At 71.4% G+C, this 26,777-nt stretch carries 21 protein-coding genes; 9 read left to right on the forward strand and 12 right to left on the reverse strand.

Going from position 1 to position 26,777, the window contains the following annotated elements:
* Nucleotides 1–27: 27 nt before the first annotated feature.
* Nucleotides 28–1,098, reverse strand: coding sequence for a ThiF family adenylyltransferase (locus tag ACVKXF_RS13905; RefSeq protein WP_456796063.1), 1,071 nt, complete (start codon nucleotides 1,096–1,098; stop codon nucleotides 28–30).
* A gap of 95 nt (nucleotides 1,099–1,193) precedes the next feature.
* Here ACVKXF_RS13905 and ACVKXF_RS13910 point away from each other — a divergent pair, with 95 nt between their 5' ends.
* Nucleotides 1,194–2,852: a glycosyltransferase family 39 protein gene (locus ACVKXF_RS13910; RefSeq protein WP_456796064.1), complete on the forward strand. Its 1,659-nt coding sequence runs from the start codon at nucleotides 1,194–1,196 to the stop codon at nucleotides 2,850–2,852.
* A gap of 12 nt (nucleotides 2,853–2,864) precedes the next feature.
* On the opposite strand, the gene ACVKXF_RS13915 is transcribed toward ACVKXF_RS13910, so the two are convergent.
* From ACVKXF_RS13915 to ACVKXF_RS13935, 5 genes are all read right to left on the reverse strand, one after another.
* On the reverse strand, nucleotides 2,865–3,797 hold the full coding sequence (locus ACVKXF_RS13915) for a 4-(cytidine 5'-diphospho)-2-C-methyl-D-erythritol kinase (protein WP_123314233.1): 933 nt from the start codon (nucleotides 3,795–3,797) through the stop codon (nucleotides 2,865–2,867).
* A 9-nt stretch (nucleotides 3,798–3,806) separates the two neighbouring features.
* The gene (locus ACVKXF_RS13920; protein ID WP_456796065.1) at nucleotides 3,807–5,126 is read right to left on the reverse strand and encodes an O-acetylhomoserine aminocarboxypropyltransferase/cysteine synthase family protein; all 1,320 of its coding nucleotides are present in this window, start codon (nucleotides 5,124–5,126) and stop codon (nucleotides 3,807–3,809) included.
* The gene (locus ACVKXF_RS13925; protein WP_456796066.1) at nucleotides 5,126–6,178 is read right to left on the reverse strand and encodes an LLM class flavin-dependent oxidoreductase; all 1,053 of its coding nucleotides are present in this window, start codon (nucleotides 6,176–6,178) and stop codon (nucleotides 5,126–5,128) included. The genes ACVKXF_RS13920 and ACVKXF_RS13925 overlap by 1 nt, the downstream gene beginning before the upstream one ends.
* 108 nt (nucleotides 6,179–6,286) lie before the next feature.
* Complete coding sequence (locus tag ACVKXF_RS13930; RefSeq protein WP_456796067.1) at nucleotides 6,287–7,276, reverse strand: ATP-grasp domain-containing protein; 990 nt, start codon at nucleotides 7,274–7,276, stop codon at nucleotides 6,287–6,289.
* Between the two features lie 257 nt (nucleotides 7,277–7,533).
* On the reverse strand, nucleotides 7,534–8,376 hold the full coding sequence (locus tag ACVKXF_RS13935; protein ID WP_456796068.1) for a helix-turn-helix transcriptional regulator: 843 nt from the start codon (nucleotides 8,374–8,376) through the stop codon (nucleotides 7,534–7,536).
* A gap of 101 nt (nucleotides 8,377–8,477) precedes the next feature.
* Between ACVKXF_RS13935 and ACVKXF_RS13940 the strand changes: the two genes are divergently transcribed.
* A complete protein-coding gene (locus ACVKXF_RS13940; protein WP_456796069.1) occupies nucleotides 8,478–9,218 on the forward strand; it encodes an SDR family oxidoreductase in 741 nt (246 codons plus the stop codon).
* Nucleotides 9,219–9,251: 33 nt separating this feature from the next.
* On the opposite strand, the gene ACVKXF_RS13945 is transcribed toward ACVKXF_RS13940, so the two are convergent.
* The 5 genes from ACVKXF_RS13945 to rsmI form a co-directional block, all read right to left on the reverse strand.
* Entirely contained in the window at nucleotides 9,252–9,686 is a 435-nt protein-coding gene (locus ACVKXF_RS13945) for a hypothetical protein (protein ID WP_456796070.1), read from the reverse strand.
* Between the two features lie 91 nt (nucleotides 9,687–9,777).
* A complete protein-coding gene (gene rsmA, locus ACVKXF_RS13950; RefSeq protein WP_123314240.1) occupies nucleotides 9,778–10,629 on the reverse strand; it encodes a 16S rRNA (adenine(1518)-N(6)/adenine(1519)-N(6))-dimethyltransferase RsmA in 852 nt (283 codons plus the stop codon).
* Entirely contained in the window at nucleotides 10,629–11,537 is a 909-nt protein-coding gene (locus ACVKXF_RS13955; protein ID WP_396289190.1) for a TatD family hydrolase, read from the reverse strand. Before ACVKXF_RS13955 ends, rsmA begins: the two co-directional genes overlap by 1 nt.
* Nucleotides 11,534–13,111 (reverse strand): methionine--tRNA ligase, encoded by a 1,578-nt coding sequence (gene metG, locus ACVKXF_RS13960; protein WP_456796071.1) that lies wholly within the window; start codon nucleotides 13,109–13,111, stop codon nucleotides 11,534–11,536. Before metG ends, ACVKXF_RS13955 begins: the two co-directional genes overlap by 4 nt.
* 122 nt (nucleotides 13,112–13,233) lie before the next feature.
* On the reverse strand, nucleotides 13,234–14,055 hold the full coding sequence (gene rsmI, locus ACVKXF_RS13965) for a 16S rRNA (cytidine(1402)-2'-O)-methyltransferase (RefSeq protein WP_123292295.1): 822 nt from the start codon (nucleotides 14,053–14,055) through the stop codon (nucleotides 13,234–13,236).
* A gap of 65 nt (nucleotides 14,056–14,120) precedes the next feature.
* On the opposite strand from rsmI, the gene ACVKXF_RS13970 reads away from it, so the two are divergent.
* On the forward strand, nucleotides 14,121–15,752 hold the full coding sequence (locus ACVKXF_RS13970) for a dolichyl-phosphate-mannose--protein mannosyltransferase (protein WP_456796072.1): 1,632 nt from the start codon (nucleotides 14,121–14,123) through the stop codon (nucleotides 15,750–15,752).
* A 132-nt stretch (nucleotides 15,753–15,884) separates the two neighbouring features.
* Here the strand turns inward: ACVKXF_RS13970 and ACVKXF_RS13975 are convergent, their stop codons facing one another.
* Nucleotides 15,885–16,553: a TetR/AcrR family transcriptional regulator gene (locus tag ACVKXF_RS13975; RefSeq protein ID WP_456796073.1), complete on the reverse strand. Its 669-nt coding sequence runs from the start codon at nucleotides 16,551–16,553 to the stop codon at nucleotides 15,885–15,887.
* Nucleotides 16,554–16,722: 169 nt separating this feature from the next.
* Here ACVKXF_RS13975 and ACVKXF_RS13980 point away from each other — a divergent pair, with 169 nt between their 5' ends.
* The 6 genes from ACVKXF_RS13980 to hrpA all read left to right on the forward strand — a co-directional run bounded on the left by ACVKXF_RS13980 (nucleotide 16,723) and on the right by hrpA (nucleotide 26,776).
* Nucleotides 16,723–18,264, forward strand: a complete 1,542-nt coding sequence (locus ACVKXF_RS13980; RefSeq protein ID WP_340197042.1) for an MFS transporter — start codon at nucleotides 16,723–16,725, stop codon at nucleotides 18,262–18,264.
* Nucleotides 18,265–18,423: 159 nt separating this feature from the next.
* A complete protein-coding gene (locus ACVKXF_RS13985; RefSeq protein ID WP_456796074.1) occupies nucleotides 18,424–19,296 on the forward strand; it encodes a sulfurtransferase in 873 nt (290 codons plus the stop codon).
* A 58-nt stretch (nucleotides 19,297–19,354) separates the two neighbouring features.
* Nucleotides 19,355–20,422, forward strand: a complete 1,068-nt coding sequence (locus ACVKXF_RS13990; protein ID WP_456796075.1) for an NAD-dependent epimerase/dehydratase family protein — start codon at nucleotides 19,355–19,357, stop codon at nucleotides 20,420–20,422.
* Between the two features lie 2 nt (nucleotides 20,423–20,424).
* A complete protein-coding gene (locus ACVKXF_RS13995; protein WP_456796076.1) occupies nucleotides 20,425–20,964 on the forward strand; it encodes an ATPase in 540 nt (179 codons plus the stop codon).
* Between the two features lie 91 nt (nucleotides 20,965–21,055).
* Entirely contained in the window at nucleotides 21,056–22,900 is a 1,845-nt protein-coding gene (locus tag ACVKXF_RS14000) for a thioredoxin domain-containing protein (RefSeq protein ID WP_456796077.1), read from the forward strand.
* An 18-nt stretch (nucleotides 22,901–22,918) separates the two neighbouring features.
* A complete protein-coding gene (hrpA, locus tag ACVKXF_RS14005; protein ID WP_456796078.1) occupies nucleotides 22,919–26,776 on the forward strand; it encodes an ATP-dependent RNA helicase HrpA in 3,858 nt (1,285 codons plus the stop codon).
* Nucleotide 26,777 lies beyond the last annotated feature (1 nt).

The following is a 26,777-nucleotide window of genomic DNA, read 5'->3' on the forward strand; positions in this document are numbered from 1 at the left end:
GGCGCCCTGGACCCGATCCGTGTCGGATCAGGCGGTGCGCTCGATCGCCACGGGCAACCCCTCGCGACGCCAGGCCTCGAACCCGCCGTCGAGGACCGCCACGTGCCTCCAGGCCGGCTGTGCGGCAGCCCATGCGTCCGCACGCGGGCCACGGGCGCAGTAGACGACCACGTCCGCCGCGTCGGCGTCACCGGCGACCACGCCACCCGTGACGGCACCGGCGACCACGCCGTCCGCGCGTTCGGCGTCGGTGCGCACGTCGACGAGGACCACCCGGTCCGTCGGGTCGGCCAGACGTGCGGCGAGCGCCGACGGGGCGATCCGGTCGGCGCCGGCGGGAGCGACCACGACGGGTCGTCGTGAAGCCGGGCCACGCCGGACGACGCTCTCGCTCCACCGCCACCGGCGGGCGTCGACGGTCAGGACCCGTCCGAGCAACGGTTCCCCGGTGCCGGTGGCCAGGGCGAGCACCTGTCCGGCCATCACCGCTCCGACGGCGCCGCACAGTGCGGGAACGACGCCGTCCAGGGCGCAGGATCCCTCGTCGGGCAGCGCCTCCGGGTGCAGGTCGTGGAAGTCGACGCCGTCCGGCCCGGCGTCGCGGAACACGCTGACCTGCCCGTCCTGGCCGAGGACCGTGCCCCACACGAACGGCACACCGGCGTCGGCGCAGGCGTCCGAGACCGCCCGGGTGACCAGCACGGAGTCCGCCGCGTCGACGACCACGTCGTGCCCGGCGACGAGTTCCGGGATGAAGGACCCGACCACGGCGACCGCGTCGAGTTCCGGGTCGACGGCGCGGGCGCGGGCCACGGCGACCTCGGCCTTCGACGAGCCGACGTCCGCCGCCGTGAAGAGCGTCTGGCGCGCCAGGTTCGTCGCGTCGACCACGTCCGGGTCGACGACCGTGAGCCGTCCGACCCCGGCGAGGTACGCGACGACGGGCGCGCCGAGGCCGCCGGCGCCGACCACGAGGACGCGTGAAGCGGCCAGACGGCGGAGCCCGTCGTCGCCGACGTCGGACAGGGCAGCGGTCCGCGAGCCGAGCCGTGTCCGCCACGGGGAGAGCGCTGCGACGGGGGCGACGAGGGGGTCCATCCCGTCATTCTGGCCGGTCGCACCGAATCCCTGCATGTGAATGCTCAGCGGGTGGACGCGGCGGATGCTCAGAGCCGCTCGGTACGGTCGCGGGCGTGAGTTCCCCCCGCACCGGCACCGTCACGGTCCGACGCACGACGTCGGACGCGTCGACGCGAGCACGGCTCCGGGCACTCGCCCTGTCGACCGTGCGGACCCTGGCGCGTGCGCCCGAGATCACCATCGGGGCGGTCGGCGTCGTCGTCGCTGCGGCATTCACCTGGGTGCCGTCGGTCTGGTACGACGAAGCCGCCACCCTGACGAGCGCGCAGCGCAGTTGGCCGGCGCTCTGGGCGGAGCTGCAGAACGTCGACGCCGTGCACGGCCTGTACTACGCGCTCATGCACGTCTGGCTCGCGCTGGTCGGGTACTCCCCGTTCACGCTCCGCTTCCCCAGCGCCCTGGCGATCGGGATCGCCGCCGCGCTCGTGGTGGCGCTCGGCCGGCGGCTCGGCGGCGTCCGGCTCGGGGTCGTCTCCGGCGTGGTCTTCCTGCTGCTGCCCCGCGTCGCCTGGGCCGGGACCGAGGGCCGCCCCTACGCGACCGTCACCACACTCGCCGCGCTGCTCACCCTCGTCGGGCTGACCGCGGTCCGTCGCACCCGGGCTCGGCACCACGCGACGCGGTGGTGGGTCGTCTACGGGGCGCTCGCAGCGGTGGCCGTCCTCTTCAACGTCTACCTGGCCCTCGCCGTCGTGGCGCACGGCGTCGTGCTCGCGTGGACCGGCGTCGCCGACCGGGCGGCCCGCCGGCAGGCGTCGGTCACCGACCGCAGCGGTGCGGTGCCCTCGGCGATGGTGGACCGTGCCGTCGCCGTCCGCTGGGCCGTCGCCGCCGTGGCCGCAGCCGTGGTGGTGCTGCCGTTCATCGGCCTCGCTGCGGGGCAGGCCAAGCAGGTCGGCTGGATCACCGGCATCGGGTGGGCCACGCTGCGCCAGGTGTTCGCGACCGCGTGGTTCGGGGTCGTCTACCCGTACGCCGCCGTCGCGTGGCTGCTCATGATCGTCGCGGTCGTGCTGACGGTCCGCGCGGCCCGACGCCCGTCATCCGGAGCCCGCGACGTGCTCCGCATGCAGGCCGTCCGTGTCGCCGTACCCCTGACGGTCGTGCCCACCGCACTGCTCGTCGCCGCGACCGCCGCCGGCGAACACCTGTACTCCCCCAAGTACGCCAGCCTGAGCCTGCCGTTCGTCGCGCTCCTGATCGGACTCGCGATCACGGCGCTCCGTCCGCGGCGCTGGGTCGCCGTCGCGGTCGCGGTCGCGGCGATGGTCCTGCTGTCCGTGCCGACGAGCACGATCGTGCGCCTGCCGCACGCCAAGCAGTCCTCGCACTGGGCGAACGCGGCGGCGATCATCGAACGCGAGCGGGACGTGACCACCGACGCCGACGAAGGGGTGGTCTACGGCAGCGTCTGGGGACACCCGACCGCGACCGCGCAGGTCATCGCCGACGCCTACCCGGAGGCCTTCAGCGGCATGCGGGACCTGGCGGTGGCGAGCACGGGCGCGGAGCGCGGTCAGCTGTGGAACGTGAACGGCGACATCGCCACGACCGTGCCGGCACGCCTGACCGACATCGACACCGTGTGGTTCGTCGGCGCCACGTCGCGCAACATCCGACCCCAGGTCTCCGAGACGCTGAAGGACCAGGGCTTCCACGTGGTGCGGTACTGGCACACGGACACGGTCATCCTGTGGAAGTACAGCCGCTGACGGTCGTCGCCGTCAGTGCACGACGCGGGCGCCGTGCACCGGTCCGGTCGCTCGGAGTGCGACGAGACCGGCTGCGCTGAGCTCGACCTGCAGTTCGAGCGCGGCGTCACGGTCCCCGACCAGGAACGCCACCGTCGGTCCACTGCCCGACACCAGTCCCGCGAGCGCCCCGGCCTTCTCGCCGAGTTCGAGCGTCGACGCGAGTCCGGGCTGCAGCCGCATCGCCGGGGCCTGCAGGTCGTTGTGGACGCAGTCGGCGAGCAGGTCGGGGTCGCCGGCGCGGAGCGCCTGCAGCACGTTCGACTCCACCACGGGGTGGGACGGCGCCGGTGCGATGTCGGCGCGGTAGCGCTCGCGGTGCTCGTCGAGCGCACGGTAGACGGCCGGGGTCGACAACCCGTCGTCGCTCAGCGCGAGGACCCAGTGGAACTCGCCCTTCGCCAGCGCCGGGCTGAGTTCGTCGCCGCGCCCGGTGCCCACGGCCGTCCCGCCCGCGAAGGCGAACGGCACGTCCGCGCCGAGCTGCGCGGCCAGGCGGAGCAGTTCCTCGCGACCGAGGGCGGTGCCCCAGAGCGTGTCGACGGCGAGCAGCGTGGCCGCGGCGTCCGCCGAGCCCCCGCCCATGCCGCCGGCCACCGGCACCTGCTTGTCGATCGTCAGCCGGACCCCGCCCTGGTGTCCCGCGGCGTCGGCCACGAGCCGGGCTGCACGGATCGCCAGGTTCGACTCGTCGACCGGCACGTTCGACGTGTCGATCGGCCCCGTGAACGTCACCGAGAAGTCGTCGGCGGGCTCGGCCGTGACGTCTTCGTACAGCGACACCGCCTGGTACGCCGTGGCCACGTCGTGGTAGCCGTCGTCCTGCAGTGCACCGACGGACAGGAACACGTTGATCTTGCCGGGGGCGCGCGTCCGCACGCGGGTCGGGGCGGCCAACGTGGTCATGCCCCCAACCTATCCCGCTGCGGCTGCCGCGAAGCCCCGCGCCAGGTCGGCGAGGACGTCGTCGATGTGCTCGAGGCCGATCGACAGGCGGATGAGCCCGTCGCCGACACCCGCAGCGGCCCGCTCCGACGACGTCATCTGCACGTGCGTCGTCGACGCCGGGTGCACGACGAGCGACCGGACGTCACCGATGTTCGACACGTGGTCGAACAGCTCGAGGGCGGCCACGAACCGCCGTCCGGCGTCGACCCCACCGTCCAGGTCGAACGCCAGGACCGCCGAGGGGCCCTTCGGCACGTACCGCTGCTGCAGGTGGTGCCACGGCGACGAGGGCAGTCCCGCGTAGTGCACGCCGAGCACCTGGTCGTGCGCGTCCAACCACGTCGCGACGGCGGCCGCGTTCGACACGTGCCGCTCCATGCGCAGGGACAGGGTCTGGATGCCCTGCAGCACGAGGAAGGCGTTGAAGGGTGCGATCGCCGGACCGAGGTCGGCGGACAGCTTCGACCGGGTGCGCTGGATGAACGCCCGGCGGCCGAACTTCTCGGCGAAGTTCGTGTTCGCGAACCCGGACTGCTCGGTCGTCGCCAGCTGCGGGAACCGGTCGGCATGCGCCGCCCAGTCGAAGTTGCCGCTGTCGACGACGAGCCCGGCGATGGCGCTGCCGTGACCGGCCAGGTACTTCGTCGCCGAGTGCACGACGATGTCCGCACCGTGCTCGATCGGTCGGACCAGGTACGGCGTCGCGATGGTGTTGTCGACGATGAGTGGCACACCGGCCTCGTGCGCGACCCCGGCGACCCCGGCGAAGTCCAGGACGTCGCCGCGCGGGTTCGGGATGGACTCGCCGAAGAACGCCTTCGTCTCCGGACGCACCGCCGCCGCCCACTCGTCCAGGTCGGTGGGGTCCTGCACGAAGGTGAACGCGATGCCGAGGTCACGCAGCGTCGACGCGAACAGCGTGTACGTCGCGCCGTACAGCGAGGCGCTCGACACGACGTGGTCGCCCGCGCGGGCGACGCCGAGCACGGCGAGCGACGTCGCCGCCTGTCCGGACGCCAGCGCCAACGCACCGATGCCACCCTCGAGGTCGGCGATCCGACGCTCGAGCGCGGCCGCCGACGGGTTGTTCACCCGCGAGTACGTGTGCCCCGGGGCGTTGAGCATGAACCGGTCCGCCGCGTCCTCACCGGACGGGTAGACGAAGGCCGCGGTCTGGGCGATCGGCGGGACGTTGCCACCGAACCCCGGGTCGGCCTTGAAGCCGGCGCGGATCTGCCGGGTCTCGAACGCCCAGCCGTCCTCGGTGCTGCTCGTGCCGCTGCCCATCAGACGACCGCCTCGGACGGCGCGGCCACCGACGGCCGGACGAGCGGGATGACCTGTTCGCCGAAGCGGTCCATCTCCTCGAGCTGCGGCGAGAACTGCAGCAGCAGCGTGTCGACCCCGGCGTCCTCGAACTCCCGGATGCGGTCGGCCACCTGCGACGGCGTCCCCACGAACCCGGGGCGCAGACCGCGGTTCGACACCGAGTAGTCCTCGAGCGAGGGGACGTGCTCGAGCTGCGACTTCGAGATGAAGTCCTGGTACGACTCGTACGCGGTGCCGTGCTGCACGTCGGTGATCCGCGCGAGCTCGGCCTGCGCTTCCTCCTCGGTCTCGCGGACGATGACGTACGCGGCCATGCCGAACGCCTCGAACGGCGGCAGTCCGGCGTCGACCCGGCGCTGCTTCATCTCGGCGATCTTCGTCCGGAGCTCCTCGACCGTGCCGCCGTGGGTGACGTAGGCGTCGGCGTACCCCGTGATCGCGGCCTTGCCCGCCTCGCTCTCGCCACCGGCGTAGATGCGCGGCGTCACGCGGGGCTTCGGCTCGAGGTGGGCGTTCTGGACGTCGTAGTACTCGCCCGAGAACGAGTACGGGGTCTCCCGCCACATCCCCTTCATGACCTCGACGAACTCCGCGGTGCGCTTGTACCGGTCGTCGTGCTCCGAGAAGATGCCGCCGTACTGCTTGGCCTCTTCCGCCCACCACGCGCTCACCACGTTGAACGTGAAGCGGCCGCACGAGATGTCGTCGATCGTCGCCGCCTGCTTCGCCGTCACCGCGGGCAGGTGGTAGCCGGGACGCATCGCCGCCATGATCTCGAGGCGCTCGGTCGTCGCCGCGATGGCCGCCGCGAGCGACCAGGCCTCGAGCGACGGCGCCGCCGTGCCCTTGATGTCGTTGAGGTTGAGCTCCGGCACGAGCGTCAGGTCGAAGCCGATCCGCTCGGCGCGCTGCGCCAAGCGCTTCACGTAGTCGAAGGTGACCGGCATGTTCTCGTTGTCGACGTTGCGCAGCCAGCCGCCGAAGAGCGGGGTCCAGTATCCGAATCGCACGGGGTGAGTTCCTTGGGGAGGTGGGGAGTGCCCTGCAAGGGGCGCGGAGCGAACTGGAGGCCCGTGGCGGGCCCGCCACGGGCCTCCAGTCCGGTGGTTCTTGCGTTCTCAGGCGGTCAGTTGCGCTGCGTACTGCGTCTCCAGCAGGCCGCCGAGGTACCGCGCGATGGAGCGCGGACCGGAGGCCGGCGCGGACTCCTCGACCGCGGGGTTGTAGTTCGTGTTCGTGTTGATGTCGTAGACGACCGTGCGACCGTCCGTGGTCTCCATGAACTCGACGCCCGCGATGGTGACGCGCTGGTCGGCGAGGAACGTGCGGAGCTGCTGGACCAGCGGGTGCTCGGCGGTGATCTCGGTCCGGACGCTGAACGCGCTCGGCTGGTCGGCTCCCGGTACGTCGCAGACCGCTCCGGCGATGACCTGCGGGACCTCGCACGCGTCGGCGGGGCAGAGCTCGAAGCTGCCGGCGCTGGTGTCGACGCGGACGGCGTAGACGAACTCGCCGCCGACGAACTCGACGCGGGTGATGAAGGGCTCACGGGCGGTCAGGAACTCCTGCAGCAGCGTGATGCCGTCGACCGGGGCCTCGAACTCGGGGCTGTCGACGTAGGCGTCGAACTCGGCGAGCGAGTCGAAACGACGGACGCCCAGGCCCTTGCCGCCCTGGTTGTGCTTCGTGATGAACGGGACGTCCTGGCCGTTCGTGAAGGTGCGGGCGGCCTGCTTGAGCGTCGTCGTGCCGAACACGGCGGTCGTCCGCGGCACGTCGAACCCGGCCTGCTGCAGGAGCCCGTGCTGGGCCACCTTGGAGACCTCGAGCTCGAGCACGTGGCTGCCGCCGACCACCTGGCGACCGGCACGCTCGAGCCAACCGAGGACCGCGCGGGTGTACTCCTTGCTGTGCTCGTGGCCACGGGTGTGGGAGCTCGCGGACATGCGGCTCCAGTAGACGCCGGGCTCCGGCTCGGCAGCGAGGTCGATCTGTCCCTCGGTCAGCAGGATCTCCTGCACCGGGACGCCCTCGGCCTCGAAGGCGGCGGCGAGCGGGGGGAACCACTCGGGGTTCTCGTGGATGACGTACACGCGGGGAGTGCTCACAGGCCCACCCTAGGCACGGTATACCGCACGCGGCCAAGTGTGTGACGCGGGGTTGCATCGTGTGGTGGGTCTGGGGGAGAGAGCCGGGGGTCCGGGTCGCACGGTGCGCGCTTGTCCGGCCGGTGCGAGGTTGATCGCTCGGTGGCGGGATGAAGTGCGGCACCGAGCGGTCAACGATGCACGGGCTCACCAACCTCGCACCGTGCGGGGTCGACCAACCTCGCACGAGCCGAGCGAGCTCGCACCGTGCGAGGTCGTCAGCCGGCGAAGGTCTGCTGCCCGACGACGCCGAGGAGCTCGAGCTTCTGCGCGTCCTCGGAACCTGCAGGCGCGGTGAACAACAGCAGTGCCTGCGCCTGGTCGTCGGTGTGCAGCACCTGGCAGTCGACGGTGATCCGGCCGAGCTCGGGCTGCACGATCGTCTTGTTGTCGGACCAACGAGTGGCCACCTCGTGCTTCGCCCAGAGCTCACGGAACTCGGGGCTGCGGGTCTGCAGCTCGGCGATCAGTTCGGTGGCTCGACGGTCCCCCGGTCCAGCGAGCCCCACCGCCGCCCGCAGCGACGCCACCACGACCCGGGCCAGTCGCTCGTGTTGCTCCGGCGCGTACTTCGCGAGCTCGTTCCCGGTCACGAACCACCGCCACGCCTGGTACCGCTCGTTGCCGGGCAGACTGACGGACGACCCGAGCAGTGCCGCGGCGAGCCGGTTCTCGACCAGCGTCTCGCCCAGGTGACTGACCACGATCGCGGGGGTGTCCTCGAGCCGGTCGAGCACCCGCAGGATCGCGGGGTCGACGTGGTCGGCGCGGTGCATCCGGGTCGGGGCGTTCTGCCCGGCGAGGTGGAACAGGTGGTCGCGCTCGTCGAGACTGCAGCGCAGCGCCCGGGCGATCGCGGCGATCATCTGCTCCGACGGCTGCGGGCCGCGCTGCTGTTCCAGACGCGTGTAGTAGTCGACGGACATGCCGGCGAGGGCAGCGACCTCTTCACGGCGGAGCCCCGGGGTCCGGCGTCGCGGCCCCTGCCCGAGGCCGACGTCCTCGGGGCGCAGCAGTTCGCGGCGACGGCGGAGGAAGTCGGCGAGTGCAGCGCGGTCCATGGATCGATCATCGTCCGGTTCCCGCCGCCGTGCCAGGGATCGCCGATCCCCCGATGACCGCGCTCTGGCTGCCACCCTGCCCGCGGAGCATCGTGGTGGTCATGGACATCACGAACTCCACCGTCTTCATCCCCGGCGCGACCTCGGGCATCGGGCTCGCCCTCGCCCAGCGCCTGCAGGCCGCCGGCAGCACCGTCGTCATCGGCGGCCGTCGCCAGGCACTCCTCGACTCCCTCGCCGCCGAGCACGGCTTCGGCACCGTGCAGATCGACGTCGCCGACGCGTCGTCGATCGAGGCCGCCGCCGCCTCGGTGCTCGAGGCGTACCCGTCGCTCGATGCCCTCATCACCATGTCCGGGATCATGCGCGACGAGGACCTCCGCGACCCCGAGCACATCCACGACGCCCTCGAGCTCGTCCAGACGAACCTGGTCGGCACGATCCGTCTCATCGACGCGTTCCTGCCGCACCTGCTCGCGCAGCCCTCGGCAACCCTGATGACGGTCACGTCCGGGCTCGCGTTCGTCCCGCTCACCGCGTCGCCGACCTACAGCGCGACGAAGGCGGCCGTGCACGCCTACACGCAGGCCCTCCGCCAGCAGCTGGTCGGTTCGTCGCTCGAGGTGCTCGAACTCGCCCCGCCGGCCGTGATGACCGACCTGATGGGCGGCGCCGACTTCGGTGGGATGCCGCTCGACGCCTTCGCCGACGAGGTCATTGCCCTCATCGAGTCCGGCGCTGCCCCCGAGATCCTGGTGCAGAACGTGCACCCGCTACGCTTCGCCGAACGCAACGGCAACCACCAGCAGATCCTCGAGATGATGGCGTCCCGCGAGCACTGACCGGGCGACGCCTAGAACGGTGCGAGGGGCGCGTCAGTCGTCAGCGCCGTCGGGCTGCTCACCACGGCGACGGACGAGCCGATCGAGGGCACGCCTCGCGAGCGGCAGCGCCGAGGCGATCACCGCGCTGTACAACGCCGAGTCGAGGGGCTTGTGGTGCAGGCGTGTCACCGCCCAGGCTGCGGTGAACGCGGTCACGGCCAGTGCGCCTTCGGCCACCCGACCCGAACGGTCGAGGCGGGGCGGCGGGCGGAAATCGTCGTCATCATCATCGCGATCGCCCGGATCGTCCCGGAAGGCCGAGACCGCGACCCCGAACACGGGGAACGCGACCCCGAGCAGCACTCCCGCCCATGCCGCGTCGTTCTGCAGGTCTCGCACGACAGCGGGCACAGCGAAGAACTCGATGACGAGCCCGCCGAGCACGGCGACGATCGCGAGCCACTGGGAGAGGGTGATGCGACGCACCCGTTGATCGTAGGGGTGAGACGACCGTGCGCGCGGTCCCCCGTTCGCGGCGTCAGCGGCCGGCGAGCAGGTGGATGCGCTGAGGATCTCGCTACTCCGCAGCTGCGAGGACCGTCCGCCCGAGCCGCACGAAGTCGTCCACACCGATCGCCTCGCCGCGGGCGGTCGGGTCGATGCCCGCCGCCGTCAGGACCTCGGAGGCGCGGGCGCTGCCGCCGAGCACACCGGACAGGCTCTGCCGCAGCATCTTCCGCCGCTGCTGGAACGCCGCGTCCACCAGGGTGAACACCCGCGACCGCAGCCGATCGTCCCCCGGGGGCTCGTGCCGGTCGAACGCCACCAGCACGCTGTCGACGTTCGGCACGGGCCAGAAGACCTGGCGACTGACGAGCCCGGCCGTGCTCCACGAGCCGTACCAGGCGGCCTTCACGCTCGGCGAACCGTAGACCTTGCTGCCCGGGCCGGCCGCGAGCCGGTACCCGACCTCGGCCTGCACCATCACGAGCGACCGCTCGATCGAGGGGAACGTCGCGAGCAGGTGCAGCAGCACGGGCACCGAGATGTTGTAGGGCAGGTTCGCGACGAGGTGGGTCGGCTCGGTGTCGAGGTCCGATGCGGCGACGGTCATCGCGTCCTGCTGCACGACCGTCAGCGACGCCGCCGGCTGCAGCGCACTGACCGTCGACGGCAACTTCGCCGCGAGCCGCTTGTCGATCTCGACCGCGGTGACGGGCGCCCCGGTCTCGGTGAGCCCGAGCGTCAGGGAGCCGAGACCGGGCCCGATCTCGAGCACCTGGGACGAGGGCGTCACGCCGGCGACCGACACGATGCGCCGGACGGTGTTGGCGTCGTGCACGAAGTTCTGTCCGAGCTTCTTCGTCGGGGTCACGTCGAGTTCAGCAGCGAGCTCCCGGATCTCGGCGGGACCGAGCAGCGCGCCCACTACTCGTCCACCGTCACGGGTTCGGCGTCCCACGCGCCGTAGACGAGCTCGGTGTTCGACGCGATCTGCGCGGCGAGCATCGAGGCGTCGGTGCCGAGGGTCTCCGCCATCGACCGCAGGGTGATCGGGATGAGGTACGGGGCGTTCGGCCGGCCGCGGTACGGCGTCGGGGTCAGGAACGGCGCGTCCGTCTCGACCATGATCAGGTGCCGCGGCGCGACGAGCAGGGCTTCGCGGAGCGGGGCCGCGTTCTTGAACGTCACGGTGCCGGCGAACGACATGTACCAGCCGCGCTCGGCGCAGAGCCGAGCCAGGTCGGGGCCGCCGGAGAAGCAGTGGAACACCGTGCGCTCCGGAGCGCCGACGCGGTCGAGCACCTCGACCACGGCGTCGTGCGCGTCGCGGTCGTGGATGGTCAGCGCGAGGCCGTGCTCCTTCGCGATGCGGATGTGCTCCTCGAACGAGCGGACCTGGGCGTCGCGCCCGTCCTCGCCGGTGCGGAAGAAGTCGAGTCCGGTCTCACCGATCGCCCGGACCCGGGGCAACGCCGCCAGCCGCTCGATCCCGGCGAGGTGCTCGTCGAGCAGCCCCTGCTCCTGCAGCGAAGGCGCCTCGTTCGGGTGCAGTGCGACCGCCGCGAGCACGCGGGGTTCACGGGCAGCGATCGACGCGGACCACTGCGAAGTGGCGAGGTCGGTACCGACCTGCACGACACCGCGGACACCGACGCTGGAGGCACGGCCGAGGTGCTCGCGGTAGTCGAGCGCCCCGTCGCCACCGTCGGCGATCTCCATGTGCGTGTGGTTGTCGTAGACCGGGACCACGAGCGCCTCGGGCAGGGGCGGGTAGGTCAGGTCGCGCTTGGAGCCGTCCCCGTCGCCGCGGGAGCGGAGGTGGGCGTCGGTCACGCGGCGCCCTGCTCCGCCTGCTCGATCCGCGGGAAGAGTCCGCTCTCGAGCGGGACCACCTGGTCGGCGCGCTGCCACTCGAAGGCACGGTCGACCCGCTGCTCGGCGATCGAGCCGCCGGCACCGATCGACGCCCACAGCTTCTCGGTGGCCTTCGGCATCACCGGGGAGAGCAGCACCGCGACCGTGCCGAGACCGCGCAGTGCGGTGGTCAGGACGGTGCCGAGCCGCTCGCGGTTCGCGTCGTCCTTCGCCAGTGCCCACGGCTGCTGCTCGGTGATGTACCCGTTCAGGGCGTCGACGAGCTCCCAGACGGCGGCGATCGCCTCGTGCGGGGCGAATGCGGCGATGGCTGCGTCGGCACGCTCGGTGACCGACACGGCCAGGGCGTCGACGGCTTCGTCCGACTCGGTCAGGGACCCGCGTGACGGCACCGCGCCGTCGAAGTACTTCTGCAGCATCGCGACCAGGCGCGAGGCGAGGTTGCCGAAGCCGTTCGCGAGTTCGGCCTGGTACCGCGCCGAGATGTCCTCCCAGCTGAAGTTGCCGTCCTGCCCGAAGGTGATCGCGCGGAGGAAGTAGTAGCGGAAGGCGTCGGACCCGAACGTGTCGGTGATCTCCGACGGTGCGATGCCGGTCAGCTTCGACTTGGACATCTTCTCGCCGCCGACGAGCAGCCAGCCGTGGCCGAACACGCGTTCCGGCACCGGCAGGCCGGCAGCCATGAGCATCGCCGGCCAGATGACGGCGTGGAAGCGGGCGATGTCCTTGCCGACGATGTGCACGCTCGGCCAGAGGCGCTTGAAGGCCTCGTCGTCCTCGGTGCCGTAGCCCAGCGCCGTGACGTAGTTGAGCAGGGCGTCGAACCACACGTACAGGACGTGGTCGCTGTCCCACGGGATCGTGATGCCCCAGTCGAAGCTGGACCGCGAGATCGACAGGTCACGCAGACCCTGCTTCACGAACGAGATGATCTCGTTGCGCACGCTCTCCGGCTGGATGAACAGCGGGTTCGACTCGTAGAGGTCGAGCAGGCGCTGCTCGAAGTCCGACATGCGGAAGAAGTAGTTGCGCTCGGCCAGCACCTCGACCGGGATCGAGTGGATGGCGCAGACCTGCTGGCCCTCGTACGCACCGGTTCCGGGAACCAGGTCGCTCGGCTGCTTGTACTCCTCGCAGCCCACGCAGTAGAAGCCCTCGAACTCGCCGGCGTAGATGTAGCCGTCGTCGTAGAGCTTCTGCAGGAATGCCGTCACCCCGCGCTCGTGGCGCTCGTCGGTGGTGCGGATGAAGTCGTCGTTCGCCACGTCGACGGTGTCGAGCAGCGGCTTCCAGGCCTCGGTGACGAGGCGGTCGGCCCATTCCTTGGGCGTGACCTCGTTCGCCGAGGCGGTGCGCAGGATCTTCTGCCCGTGCTCGTCGGTACCGGTGAGCAGCCAGGTGTCGTCACCCCGCTGCCGGTGCCAGCGCGCGAGGACGTCCGCGGCGACCTCGGTGTAGGCGTGCCCGATGTGGGGCACGTCGTTCACGTAGAAGATCGGCGTGGTGATGCTGAACGAGGACCCGTCGGACATGCGGACCATCCTACGGGCGCGCGGAACCCGCATGACGCGCGCGGCGGTGGTCTGTGGAAAACCGGATCCGGGAGGCCCGTGGCGGGCCCGCCCCGCGCCTCCAGACCGCAGGACCCAGCCGTCTACCGCGCCGCGAGCGCGCCTTCGTAGAGGTCCCGCTTGGACAGCCCGGTCGCGTCCGCGACCGCCGCTGCGGCCTCCTTCATGCGCATCCCGGCGGCCACCCGCTCGAGCACCAGTCGGACCCCGTCGTCGAGCGTCGCTTCCTCGGTGGCCTCGGCGGCTCCTGCGACGACGATGCAGATCTCGCCCCTGACCCCCTCGGACGCCCACGTGACGAGCTCGTCGAGCGGCCCGCGCCGGACCTCTTCGTAGAGCTTCGTGAGCTCGCGGCAGACCGCGGCACGACGATCGCCGCCGAACCCGACGGCCATGTCGGCGAGCGTCTCGGCCAACCGGTGCGGCGACTCGAAGAAGACCATCGTGCGCTGCTCCCCCGCGAGCGCCTGGAACGCACGACGGCGCTCCCCGCCCTTGCGCGTCGGGAACCCCTCGAACGTGAAGCGGTCCGTCGGCAGGCCCGAGACGGCGAGCGCCATGAGCACGGCGGACGGGCCGGGCAGCGCCGTGACGGTGACGCCGGCCGCTGCCGCCGCCTCGACGAGCGGGAAGCCGGGGTCGCTGATGGCGGGCATGCCGGCGTCGGTGAGGACCACGACGTCCTCGTCACGGGCGAGCTCGACGACCTCGGACGCCTTCGCCCGCTCGTTGTGCTCGTGCAGGGCGATGAGCCGCGGACGGTTCTCGATGCCGAGGGCGCGCATGAGGTGGATGGCGGTCCTGGTGTCCTCCGCCGCGACCACCGTGGCGTTGGAGAGGGTCTCGACGAGACGGCGCGAGGCGTCCCCGAGGTTGCCGATGGGCGTTGCTGCGAGGACGATCACGCACCCATTGTCGTCGCAGCACCGACGCAGCGCGGACATGCGGTCGATCCGTAGGATGCTCAGCGATGACCAGCGAGCTGACCGACGACCGCACGGCCGTGCCCGACGGGCCGGTCGGCTCGCGCCTCGACGACTGGTGGGGGCGGATGCTCTCCACCGCCCAGCGTGTGGCGGTGTGGCGCTGGGCGGGACCGATCGCGGTGACGCTGCTCGCCGCCGTGCTGCGCCTGGCCAACCTCGGGAACCCGCACTCCCTGGTCTTCGACGAGACCTACTACGTCAAGGACGGCTGGTCGATCGTCCACCTCGGGTACGAGGGCACCTGGCCGGCGAACCCGAGCAGCGACTCCGCCCCGACGACCGACGACCGGTTCTCGAGCGGTGAGACGGACGTCTTCACCAGCGCCGCGGAGTTCATCGCGCACCCGCCGCTCGGCAAGTACCTGATCGGGCTCGGCATGCTCCTGTTCGGGGCGGACAACTCGTTCGGCTGGCGGTTCGCGGTGGCCGTGCTCGGCATCGCGACGGTGTTCCTCACCGCCGTGATCGCCCGGTCGCTGTTCCGCTCCACCCTGGTCGGCACGCTCGCCGGCGGCCTGCTCGCGATCGACGGCCAGGCCATCGTGATGTCCCGCGTGACGCTGCTCGACGGGATCCTGACGTTCTTCGTCGTGCTCGGGTTCGGAGCACTCCTGCTCGACCGGCGCCGGAGTCAGCGGCGGCTCGACGACTGGGTCGCCGAGCGCGTCGCCGCCGGCCGGGACACCCTGTGGGGGCCCGTGTTCTGGTGGCGTCCGTGGCTGTTCGCGATGGGGCTGACGATGGGGCTGGCCACCGCGACGAAGTGGTCGGGGATGTACTTCCTGGCGTTCTTCGCCGTCTACTCCGTGCTGAGCGACATGATGATGCGTCGCCGAGCCGGGGTCGAGTTCTGGTCGTCGAGCGCGCTGCTCCAGCAGGCACCCGTGTCGTTCCTGCTCACCGTGCCGATCGCCGCCGTCACCTACGTCGCGTCGTGGACGGGCTGGTTCGTGTCGAAGGACGGCTGGGACCGCAACTGGCTGGCCTCCGGCGGGGAACGCTGGACCGGAGTGCTCCGGTGGGTGCCGGACAGCTTGCAGAACTGGTGGCACTACCAGTCGGAGATCTACAACTTCAACATCGGGCTGCACACGCCGCACTCGTACCAGGCGAACCCGCTGCTCTGGCTCGTCATGCAGCGCCCCACCTCGATGTTCTACGTCGGCACCGACGCCGGCCAGGACGGCTGCTCGGCCAGCCGCTGCGGCGAGGCCATCACCGGCGTCGCGAACCCCTTCATCTGGTACGCGGCGGTCATCGCGACCGTGGCCCTGCTCGTGCTCTGGATCCTGCGCCGACGGTGGCAGTACGGGTTCGTCCTGCTCGGCGTCGCCGCGGGGTACCTGCCGTGGCTCATGTACGTCAACCGGACGGTCTTCCAGTTCTACACGATCGCCTTCGAGCCCTTCATGGTGATGGCGCTGGCTGCGGCGATCGGGTTGGTGCTCGGGTCACGGACCGATCCGCGGCCCCGACGGACCCGGGCGATCGTCTGGGTCGGCGTGTACCTGGTCGTGGTCGTGCTCGCGTCGGCGTACTGGTACCCGATGTGGACCGCGATCCAGGTGCCGTGGGACTTCATCCGGTCGCACTACTGGCTGCCGAGCTGGCTGTAGCGCGCGTCGGGTGTCGGCCCGGCGCACTGGTCGCGACCAGACCGCCGGACGGGAGGCACGGGTCGACTCCGCCACGGGCCTCCCGTCCGGAGTCGGCTGGCACCGGAGCCGCGCGCCGTCCGCGGGGACGCGTCAGGACTGCGCGTGCAGCGCTCGCTCGATCGACTCGCGGTCGAGCGGGTCGCCGACCATCTTCGTGGCGGTCTCGCTCGCGGTCTGCGGCAGGACGCCCTCGATGAGGAGCTCGGCGTACCGGCGCCACGCGTTCGGGTCGTGCTCTCGGGTCGCGTCGGCCACCGCGCCCACCATCGCGGTGAGCATCGGCAGGTCGCGGTAGTCGAACCCGGCACGGACGACCCCGGCGGTCTCGGCCCGACCGATGATCGCGGAGACCTGGCGTTCCAGCCGGTCACGCTCCTGCACGATCGACGGACGCGCCTTGCCGGCCCGCACGATGGCGTCGGCGAGCGCACGGTCGCGGGCGCGGAACTCGAACACGCCCGTCAGGTAGACCCGGAGGGCCTCGCGCGGGTCGACGACGTCGGCCGCGCGGGCCGCTGCGTCGTTCATCGCCTCGAACTTGGTGGCGAGCAGCGCCTCGATCAGGGAGTCCTTGTCGGAGAAGCGTCGGTACACGGTGCCGACGCCGACGCCCGCTTCGTGCGCGATGTCGTTCAGGGTGACCGACAGACCACGCTCCGCGAAGCACTTGCGAGCGGTCTGCAGGATCAACTCGCGGTTGCGTGCCGCATCGGCGCGCAGCGGGCGCTCGAGGTCGGGCGCGGACTCGGTGGTGCTCACGGTGCCGAACCTAGTTGAACTTTCTGGGAATAAGTGGATGCGGACCTTCCGTTTCGGTCTACACTGTCGACAAACGGATGCCGCGCATCCGTTTGACACCTCCCCTCTTCGAAACGCCCGACGGTGCGCGCTTCGTGCTCCCCCTCCAACCTTCTCGAAGGAGGCTGCCGTGACGGCAGAACACACCGTGCCGACCCCCACCGGGGCAGCACCCACGACCTCTGGCTCCACCCCCGCCAAGAGCAACCACCGCTGGATCGCCCTGGCGGTCATCGCCCTCGCCCAGCTGATGGTCGTGCTCGACGCCACCATCGTGAACATCGCGCTGCCCTCGGCCCAGGCCGACCTGGGCTTCGGCACCGACCAGCGCCAGTGGATCGTCACCGCGTACTCGCTGGCGTTCGGTTCGCTCCTGCTGCTCGGCGGCCGCCTCGGCGACCTGTTCGGCCGCAAGAACACCTTCATCATCGGCCTGGTCGGCTTCGCGGTCGCATCGGTCCTCGGTGGCCTCGCCGACTCGTTCGGCCTGCTGGTCGCCGCCCGCGCCCTGCAGGGTGTGTTCGGCGCGCTGCTCGCCCCGTCCGCCCTCGGCATGCTGACCACGACCTTCCGCGACCCGAAGGAGCGCGGTCGTGCGTTCGGCATCTTCGGGTCCATCGCCGGTTCCGGTGCGGCCATCGGTCTGCTCCTCGGTGGCGTCCTGACCGAGTACGCGTCGTGGCGCTGGTGCCTCTACGTCAACGTGGTCTTCGCCGTGCTCGGCGTGATCGGCGCGCTCGTCTTCATGGAGAAGCCGCCGAAGGTCGACCGCCCGCGCATCGACGTCCTCGGGGTCATCACCATCACCGCCGGCCTGGTCGGCGTCGTCTACGGCTTCTCGAACGCCGAGACCAACGGCTGGGACTCCCCCGTCACCATCGCGATGCTCGCCGCGGGCGTGGTGCTCATCGCCGCGTTCGTGTTCATCGAGACCCGTGTGGCACACCCGCTGCTGCCCCTGCGCGTGGTGCTCGACCGCGACCGCGGTGGGTCGTTCATCGCGATCGGCCTGGTGGCGATCGGCATGTTCGGCATCTTCCTGTTCCTGACCTACTACCTCGAGCAGACCCTCGGGTTCAGCTCGCTGCAGACCGGTCTGGCCTTCCTGCCGATGCCGCTGTCGATCATGATCTCGGCGACGCAGATCGGTGGGCGCCTCCTGCCCCGCGTCGGCCCGAAGATCCTGATCTTCGCCGGTGGCCTCGTCGCCGCGACCGGCCTGCTCCTGCTGCTGCGCACCGACCTGGACAGCTCCTACGCGGGCACCGTCCTGCCGGCGCTGGTCGTCATCGGCCTCGGCATGGGCACGATCTTCTCGTCCGCGATGAACACCGCGACGACCGGCGTCGCCCGCGCCGACGCCGGTGTGGCCTCGGCGACGGTCAACACGATGCAGCAGATCGGTGGCTCGATCGGCACGGCGCTGCTGTCGACGATCTTCGCCGACGTGGTGTCGAACAGCCTGTCCGGACTGTCCGCCGCCCCGACGAAGCTGCAGCAGGCGCAGGCCACGCTCGACGGCTACCACGTGGCGTTCGGCATCTCGGCCGGCGTGCTCGTGCTCGTCGCGCTCGCGGGTGGTCTGCTCATCAACCGGCAGTCGGTGCGGCTCGACCGACTCGCCCACGCAGCCTCGACGACGACCGGCAGCATCCCCGCCGCCGCGCACTGACGTCGCAGCGGGGCGGGGCCGACTCGGAACGACGATCGCGATGTCGTACGACAACCGCCTTGTCGTTCCGAGTCGACGCACCAACCACCACGCGCGCCCGGTTGCGCAGTGTGTCGGTTTCCCTGTCGCCCGTCAGAGGTCCGCATTATCGTGTGCGGCATGGCCCCCGTCCTGACCTCGCCGCTCGTGTCGACGCAGTGGCTCGCCGACCACCTCGGTGGTGACGAGCTCGTCGTCCTCGACGCCTCGGTGCACACGGTGGGGACCGGTCTCGCGACGACGTGGCGCTCCGCCGTCGACTCCTACGAGCAGCGCGGGCACGTCCCCGGCGCCCGCTTCGCCGACCTCGTCGACGCGTTCTCGACGCCGGGCGCCGAGGTCCCCTTCACCCGCCCGAGCGCCGAACGGTTCGAGGCCGCGGCCGGCGACCTGGGTGTCACGAACACCTCGACGGTCGTGGTCTACGACGACAGCGTCGGCGAGTGGTCGGCACGACTGTGGTGGATCTTCCGGTCGTTCGGCTTCGACTCGGTCGCGGTCCTCGACGGCGGCTTCACGAAGTGGCGCGACGAGGGCCGTCCGGTTCGCGTCGGAGCCCTGCGCCAAGCGTCCGGTGCGGCGAAGGCATCCGACGACGACCGCGCCTTCCTCGCCGGTGAAGAGCGCCCGCTCTGGGCCGACCACGCCCGTGTGCGCCGAGCCGTGACGGGTGAGCAGCCCGCGGCACTGGTGTTCGCGGCACCCGACGCGGCCCTCGGCGATGACCACCCGCCGATCATCCCGGGCAGCACCCCGATCACGACGGACACCCTGGTCGACCCGGAGACGAACGCGTACCTGCGGGGGCCGAAGCTCGCCGAGGCGTTCGCCGCCGTCGTCGGCGAGGACGAGATCGTGACGTACTGCGGGGTCGGCAGCGCCGCGTGCGTGGACGCCCTGGCACTGACCGTGCTCGGCCACGACAAGGTCACCGTCTACGACGGCTCGCTGCTGGACTGGTGGCGACACGAGCCCGAGGCGCTGGCGTCCTGACACTGACGCCCGCCGGTCCCGTCCCGACGACCGCCCATGGCACGGCTAGCGTTGGCGCATGAGCTCCAGACGCGCGGTCATCCTCGGCGGCACGGGCGGGATCGGTTCGGCCGTCGCCCGTGAGCTGCTCGACGCCTCCGGCCGAGGCGGCGACGACTGGCAGGTCGAGGTCCTCGCCCGTCGTGGGGGCCCGGCGGCCGACGCCCTGAGCGCATCGGGCGCGAGCTTCACGGCCGGTGACCGCCGCGACACGAGCACCCTGCGTGACCTCCTCCGCCCCGGCGCGGACCTGCTCGTCGACACCGTGGGGCTGACCCGCGACGACGCGACGCAGCTCGTGCCGTTCCTCGACGACGTCGGTTCCACCGTCTTCGTCTCCTCGCGCGCGGTCTACGCCGACGAGCAGGGGCGGCACGCGAACTCGACCGACAAGCCGGTCTTCGGCGGCGCGGTCACCGAGATCCAGCCGACCGTCACCGCGGGCGACGGCGACCCGACCAGCCGCGACGGCTACGGCGCCGCGAAGGTGGCGTCGGAGCAGGTCCTCCTCGACCACGGCGCCCCGGTCACGGTCCTGCGACCGTCGAAGGTGTACGGCGTCGGCATCGGCCGTCCGCGCGAGTGGTTCGTGGTGCGACGGGTGCTCGACGGGCGCGAACGGATCCTGCTCGCCGACCACGGCCGCGGCGTCGACCACACGACGGCCGCGAGCGGGATCGGCTCGCTCGTCCGCCTGGTCGCCGATGCTCCTGACCGGCGCATCCTCAACGTCGCCGACGACACTGCTCCGACGGCGCTCGAGATCGTGCGGACCATCGCCGGGCACCTCGACCACCGGTTCGACGAGGTCCTGCTCGACGCGGACGCCCCCGCCTTCGTCGGGACCACCCCGTGGTCGTCGCCGTCACCGTTCGTCCTCGACACGACGGCGGCGCGGGCGCTCGGGTGGCAGCCGCCGACCTTCGCCACGGCTGTCCTGCCCGAACTCGACTGGTTGGTGGAGACCGCGCAGAGCACACCGGCCGACGGCGACGTGCCGTGGGCCGACGACCCGTTCTGGGAGCGCATGTTCGACTACGGCCCTGAGGACGCCGCCCTCGCGCTCCTGTCGCTCGGCCTCGGGTGACGGTGCCGAGCGCGCCCCGCTCCGAGGTCCTGTTCGTCGGCGGGCGGTCCGGCGTGGGCAAGTCCACGGCCGCCGAGGCGCTGCACGACCTGCTCGTCGCAGCGGACGTCCGGCACGCGGTGATCGAGGGCGACCTGCTGGACCTCGCGCACCCGGCACCGCACGTCGAGCACCCCGAGGCGCACCTGGCCGAACGGAACCTCGCCGCGATGTGGCAGGCCTACCGCGAGCTCGGCCACCACCGGCTGGTCTACACGAACACGGTGTCCGTGCTCGAGCACGAGCGTCTGGCCGCCGCCATGGGCGACGACCCCGTGGTCACGACGGTCCTGCTGCGCGCGGCAGACGGTCCCACCGCCGAGCGCCTCGCTCGGCGGGCAGGTGGCGAGGTCCCCGAGGCGCAGTTCGCGCACAGCACGCGGACGGCCGGGAGGCTCGACGCGGCTTCCGGGGACACGGTCGCCCGGCTGGACACGGACGATCTCACCCCCGCCCAGGTCGCGCAGCGTCTCGCCGCGTTGACGGGGTGGCTCCCCCGCTGACCGCTCGGACGAGGGCTGTGGAGATCGACGATCCGTCCACAGATCGCGGCGATCGTTGGTCCGCCCAGTCGCCACGGGGCACGCTGGAGGCATGAACGACAACCGACTCGGCACCTCGGTCAGCCCGTACCTCCGGCTGCACGCCGACAACCCCGTGGACTGGCGCGAGTGGGGCCCCGAGGCCTTCGCCGAGGCACGTGAGCGCGGCGTGCCGGTCCTGGTGTCGGTCGGCTACGCCACGTGCCACTGGTGCCACGTCATGGCGCGAGAGAGCTTCGCCGACCCCGAGATCGGTTCACTGCTCCGCCAGGACTTCGTCGCCGTCAAGGTCGACCGCGAAGAGCGTCCCGACGTCGACGCCAGCCTGATGGCCTCGGCGAGCGCGTTCACGCAGCAACTCGGGTGGCCCCTGACGACGTTCCTGACGCCCGAGGGCCACGTGTTCTTCGCCGACACGTACTTCCCGCCGACCCCCGTGGGTCAGGTGCCCGCGTTCCGGCAGATCCTGGCGGCGGTGCTCGATGCGTGGACCGAGCGGCGGCACGAGGTCGACGCGAACGCCGCGGCCATCGCGACGGCGATCCGGCAGGGGGCCGAGGCGGACGCGACCGCCCGCGCCGGCGACGGTCCTGGCGGAGCCGACCCGCGCCTCCCGTCCGTCGACAGCATCCGGGCCGTCACCGGTCAGCTGTCGCAGGCAGAAGACACCACCTACGGGGGTTTCGGCGGCGCGCCGAAGTTCCCGAGCACACCGTTGCTGGAGTTCCTCGCCGACGCAGCACGCGACGGCGATGCCGAGGCCGACGGTCTGCTCGACCGGTCGCTGCACGCGATCCGGGCCTCCGAGCTGACCGATGCCGACGGCGGCGTGTTCCGGTACGCCACCAAGCGCGACTGGAGCGTGCCGCACTACGAACGGATGCTCTACGACAACGCCGGCCTGCTCGCGGTCGCCGGGGCCGAACAGGCACGCGGCATCGCGGACTTCCTGCGGGACACCCTGCGGCAGGAGGACGGCGCGTTCGTCGCCGCGCAGGACAGCGAGTCCACGATCGACGGCCGGCGGGTGGAGGGCGAGTGGTACCGACGGCCGCTGTCGGAACGCGCCCTCCTGGACCCGCCACCACTCGACGACCAGGTCCTGACCGGGTGGAACGGCCTGGCGATCCGCGGGCTCGCGATCGCCGGCGAACGCCACGACGACCCCGAGATGATCGACCTCGCCCGGTCCGCAGCCGACGCGCTGCTGCGGTCGCACGTGCACGACGGGCACGTCGTGGTCCGCTCGAGCACGCCGCGCGGGCCGTCGGCGGCCCCGGCGACCATCGAGGACGTCGGGCTGCTGGCCGAGGGGCTGCTCGAGCTCGCCCTGGTGACGGGCGAGGCCGCCTACGCCGTGACCGCCCGTTCCCTGGTCGACGACGGCCTGGCCGGCCGGTTCGACGTCGACCCGGTGCTCGCCGGGGCGGGCACGGCGACCGGGGAACAACCACAGACCGCGATGCGCTCCGGGACGGTGGCCCTGGCCGCAGCGGCAGCCGAGCTCGCGGCGCTGACCGGCGACTCCGCGTACCGGACAGCCGCCGAGCGGTTGGTGGCGGACCGGGCGACGACGGGGACCGAGCGGCCGCTCGGGCACGCGGACGCCCTCGGTCTCGCACTCGGGCTGCAACGGCCCTCGCGCGAGATCGTGGTCGTGACGTCGGACCCGCACGACCCGCTGCGGGACGCCGTCCGCGCCGCGCGCCGACCCGGCACGGTCATCGCTCGCGTGACCCCGACGCAGGCCACGGAGTGGGCAGCCGCGGGGTTCGAGCTGTTCGAGGCGCGGGATGCGCTCGAACCGGCCGCGTACGTCTGTCACGACCGCGTGTGCGCCCTGCCCGCTCGGTCCGCGGCCGACCTCGCCGCCGGGCTCGCAGCACCGGCGGCGTGACGGTATCCTGGAATGCTCATGTCTCCCACGCCGCCAGTCATCACGTACCCGCCCGAACTGCCGGTCTCGCAGCGGCGGGACGACATCGCGGCCGCCATCCGTGACAACCAGGTCGTCATCGTGGCGGGTGCCACCGGCTCGGGCAAGACCACACAGCTGCCGAAGATCTGCCTCGAGCTGGGACGCGAGCACATCGGGCACACCCAGCCCCGCCGGATCGCCGCCCGCACGATCGCGGAACGCGTTTCCGAAGAACTCGGCAGCGACCTCGGCGACCTGGTCGGCTACCAGGTGCGCTTCACCGACAAGGTGTCGTCGAACACCCGCATCAAGCTGATGACCGACGGCATCCTGCTGAACGAGATCCACTTCGACCGCGACCTGAAGCGGTACGACACGATCATCATCGACGAGGCGCACGAGCGCTCGCTCACCATCGACTTCCTGCTCGGGTACCTCAAGCGGCTCCTGGTCCGGCGCCCCGACCTCAAGCTCATCATCACGAGCGCGACGATCGACCCCGAGTCCTTCTCGAAGCACTTCGGCGACGCCCCGATCATCGAGGTCTCCGGCCGGACCTACCCCGTCGAGATCCGGTACCGCCCGCTCGTGTCCGAGGACCCCGAAGACACCGACGAGGACGACGAGACCGACTCGCGCACGGCCGACCGTGGCGGGTCGAACGGCGCCGACGACCGCGACACCCTGCAGGGGATCACCGACGCGCTCGACGAACTCGCGCGCGAAGAACCCGGCGACGTGCTCGTGTTCCTGTCCGGCGAGAACGAGATCCGTGACGCGCAGGACGCCATCGAGGGCAAGCGGTACCAGGGCACCGAGGTCCTGCCCCTGTACGGCCGGCTCTCCGCCGCCGATCAACACCGTGTCTTCGACCGACGCACCACCCCGGGGGTGCGCCGGCGCGTGGTGCTCGCCACGAACGTCGCCGAGACCTCGCTGACCGTGCCGGGCATCAAGTACGTCATCGACACCGGGACCGCCCGCATCTCGCGGTACTCCCCGCGTGCCAAGGTGCAGCGGCTGCCGATCGAGGCGATCTCGCAGGCCAGCGCGAACCAGCGTTCGGGTCGAGCGGGCCGCACCAGCGCCGGCATCGCGATCCGGCTCTACTCGGAGGACGACTTCGAGCGTCGGGACGAGTTCACCGACCCGGAGATCCTGCGGACGAACCTCGCGGCGGTGATCCTGCAGATGATCTCGCTCGGGTTCGGCGACATCGAGTCGTTCCCCTTCCTGCAGCCGCCGGACTCCCGCGGCGTGAAGGACGGCCTCGACCTGCTGCGCGAGCTCCGCGCCGTCGACAAGGACGGCCGGATCACGAAGTCCGGCAGACAGCTCACCCGACTGCCGATCGACCCGCGGCTCGGCCGGATGGTGCTCGAGGCCGGTCGCCAGGGCGTCGGGCGCGAGGTCGTCGCCGTCGTCAGCGCCCTGAGCATCCAGGACCCCCGTGAACGCCCGCTCGAGAAGCGCGCCCACGCCGACCAGATGCACGCCCGCTTCGCCGACCCGACGAGCGACTTCCTCACCCTGCTCGCGCTGTGGAACTACATCGAGGACAAGCAGGAAGAGCTGTCCTCGAGCGCCTTCCGCCGGCTCTGCAAGGCCGAGTTCCTCAACTACCTGCGCATCCGCGAGTGGCAGGACCTGTACCGCCAGCTCTCCCGCGCCGCGAAGCAGGTCGACGTCCGGGTCGGCCAGTCCCGCTCCGACGACGGCGATGCCGTGCACCGGTCCCTGCTCGCCGGTCTGCTCAGCCAGATCGGGCTGCGCGACCGCGAGAAGCGTGACTACCTCGGCTCGCGGAACACCCGGTTCGTCGTGTTCCCGGGCAGTGTGCTCGCGAAGAAGCAGCCCGACGCGGTGATGGCGGCCGAACTCGTCGAGACCAGCCGGCTGTTCGCACGGACCGTCGGCCGGATCGACCCCGCGTGGGTCGAGCCCCTCGCCGGTGACCTGCTGAAGCGCACCTACGGCGAACCGCACTGGGAGAAGAAGCAGGGCGCCGTCGTCGCGTACGAGCGGGTGACCCTGTTCGGCGTCCCGATCGTGCAGCGCCGCCGGGTGCAGTACGCCCGGATCGACCCGGAGCACTCGCGTGAGCTCTTCATCCGCCACGCCCTGGTCGAGGGCGAGTGGGAGTCGCAGCAGGCGTTCGACCGCGCCAACCGGAAGCTCCGCAAGGAACTCGAGCAGCTCGAGGAGCGCACCCGCCGGCGCGACATCCTGCTCGACGACGAGAACGTCTACGAGTTCTACGACGCGCGCATCCCCGCGGACATCGCGACGACCCGAGACTTCGAGGGGTGGTGGCGGACGACGCGCCGCGACCAACCGGACCTGCTCACGATGCGCCGGGCGGACCTGCTGGACGAATCCGCTGCCGAGGCGGCGGAGGACGACGCCGAGTACCCGACCCAGTGGCGCAGCGGCGACCAGCGCCTCGCGATCCAGTACCGCTTCGAGCCGGGCGCGCAGGACGACGGCGTGAGCGTGCAGGTGCCGCTCGCGCTGCTCCCCCGTATGCGCGAAGAGGGCTTCGACTGGCAGGTCCGCGGCCTGCGCAAGGAGCTCGTGACCTCCCTCATCAAGTCGCTGCCGAAGCAGATCCGCAAGAACGTCGTGCCTGCCGCCGACTGGGCCGAGAAGATCGTCGCCGAACTGCCGGACGACGCCCCGACCGAGCCCACCGAGTCGTTCCGCGCGACCCTGGCCAAGGCGATCCAGCGCATGACGTACGTGCCGGTGTCGGAGTCCGACTTCGACCTGTCCCGCGTGCCGTCGCACCTGCTGCCGACGTGGGCAGTCGTCGACGAACGCGGTCGGCGGGTCGAGGCCGGCAAGGACCTGTCGGTCCTGCAGACGAAGCTCAAGGACCGCACGCAGCAGAGCGTCGCCTCCGCCACGGTGCGGGCTGCGGGACGACCAGGAGGCGGGGCTCGCGTCGCCGCCGCCGGTGGCGGTGCCGGGGCGGAGCAGTCCGGCCTCGCCACGTGGCCGGCCCAGGACCTGCCGCAGACCCTCGACACCGAGCAGGCCGGTGGTGTCATCCGCGCGTACCCGTCACTGGTGGAAGAAGGTTCCGGCCCGAAGGCGACCGTCGGGGTGCAGCTGCTCGCGACGCCGTCCGACCGGCAGGTCCGCATGTCCGCCGGGGTCCGTCGCCTGGTGATGCTCGCGGTGCCGTCCCCGGTGTCGTACATCCAGTCGCACCTGACGGCGCAGGAGAAGCTCGCACTCGCGGCGAGTCCGTACGCCTCCACGAACGCGTTGTTCGACGACGTGCTCGCGGCCGTCGTCGACGCGGTGATCCGTCGCGCCCACCCGGACGGTCTCGTGTTCACCAAGGCCGAGTTCGAGGCGGTCCGTGACGCCGTGTCGGCGACCGTCGTCGACACGATGTTCACGGCGGTCTCCGAGCTCGCTGCGGTGCTCGCCGCCCAGCGCTCCGCCGAGCGAGCACTCAAGCAGGCGAACTCGATGTCCCTGCTCGGTGCGTTGACGGACATGCGCCAGCAGATGGAGCGGCTCGTCTACCCGGGGTTCGTCTCAGTGGCCGGGCTCGACCGGCTCCGACGCATCCGGGTGTACCTGCAGGGCATCGAGGCACGCGTGCAGAAGCTGCTGCAGAACCCGGGGCGCGATGCCACGTGGATGCGCGAGGTCACCGTCGCCACCGATCGGTACGTCGACGCGGGCGGTGCGTTCCCGCCGCCGGTCGGCGCACACCCCGAGCTCGTGCACGCGCGGTGGATGCTCGAGGAGTTCCGCCTCAGCCTGTTCGCGCAGGAACTCGGCACCGCCGAGACGGTGTCGTTGCAGCGGATCACGAAGGCCCTGACCGCAGCGCGCTGAT

The sequence above is a fragment of the Curtobacterium sp. PvP017 genome (assembly GCF_054060195.1).

What these genes read in the sequence shown, in the direction of transcription:
- ACVKXF_RS14000 (WP_456796077.1), top strand. Translation starts at nt 21,056, where the DNA reads ATGAACGACAACCGACTCGGCACCTCGGTCAGCCCGTACCTCCGGCTG.
- ACVKXF_RS13915 (WP_123314233.1), bottom strand. Translation starts at nt 3,797, where the DNA reads ATGACCACGTTGGCCGCCCCGACCCGCGTGCGGACGCGCGCCCCCGGC.
- ACVKXF_RS13920 (WP_456796065.1), bottom strand. Translation starts at nt 5,126, where the DNA reads ATGGGCAGCGGCACGAGCAGCACCGAGGACGGCTGGGCGTTCGAGACC.
- ACVKXF_RS13970 (WP_456796072.1), top strand. Translation starts at nt 14,121, where the DNA reads ATGACCAGCGAGCTGACCGACGACCGCACGGCCGTGCCCGACGGGCCG.
- ACVKXF_RS13985 (WP_456796074.1), top strand. Translation starts at nt 18,424, where the DNA reads ATGGCCCCCGTCCTGACCTCGCCGCTCGTGTCGACGCAGTGGCTCGCC.
- metG (WP_456796071.1), bottom strand. Translation starts at nt 13,111, where the DNA reads ATGTCCGACGGGTCCTCGTTCAGCATCACCACGCCGATCTTCTACGTG.
- ACVKXF_RS13905 (WP_456796063.1), bottom strand. Translation starts at nt 1,098, where the DNA reads ATGGACCCCCTCGTCGCCCCCGTCGCAGCGCTCTCCCCGTGGCGGACA.
- ACVKXF_RS13935 (WP_456796068.1), bottom strand. Translation starts at nt 8,376, where the DNA reads ATGGACCGCGCTGCACTCGCCGACTTCCTCCGCCGTCGCCGCGAACTG.
- ACVKXF_RS13940 (WP_456796069.1), top strand. Translation starts at nt 8,478, where the DNA reads ATGGACATCACGAACTCCACCGTCTTCATCCCCGGCGCGACCTCGGGC.
- ACVKXF_RS13990 (WP_456796075.1), top strand. Translation starts at nt 19,355, where the DNA reads ATGAGCTCCAGACGCGCGGTCATCCTCGGCGGCACGGGCGGGATCGGT.
- hrpA (WP_456796078.1), top strand. Translation starts at nt 22,919, where the DNA reads ATGTCTCCCACGCCGCCAGTCATCACGTACCCGCCCGAACTGCCGGTC.